Raw genomic sequence first — 285 nt, 5'->3', positions numbered from 1 at the left:
GTGCAAGTACATCGGCAAGTGAGTCAGCATCAATGAGTGCGTCAGAATCTGCAAGTATATCGGCAAGTGAATCAGCATCGACAAGTGCGTCAGTAAGTGCCAGCACATCAGCAAGCGAGTCAGCATCAACGAGTGCATCAGTAAGTGCAAGTACGTCGGCAAGTGAATCAGCATCAACGAGTGCATCAGTAAGTGCAAGTACGTCGGCAAGTGAATCAGCATCAACGAGTACATCGATTAGTGCAAGCACATCAGCAAGCGAGTCAGCATCAATGAGTGCGTCAG

The 285-nt window shown here is 48.8% G+C and carries 1 protein-coding gene; it reads right to left on the bottom strand.

The genetic code is table 11. The features are described from left to right. A partial coding sequence (locus HZY83_RS00025) for an MSCRAMM family adhesin SdrC (RefSeq protein ID WP_218925274.1) occupies positions 1-285 on the bottom strand: 285 nt, incomplete at both ends.

This window comes from Gemella sp. GH3 (assembly GCF_013415425.1).
Taxonomy (GTDB): Bacteria; Bacillota; Bacilli; order Staphylococcales; family Gemellaceae; genus Gemelliphila.
The sequence above is the reverse complement of the archived record's forward strand: the minus strand, read 5'-3'. Positions and strand labels throughout refer to the sequence as shown.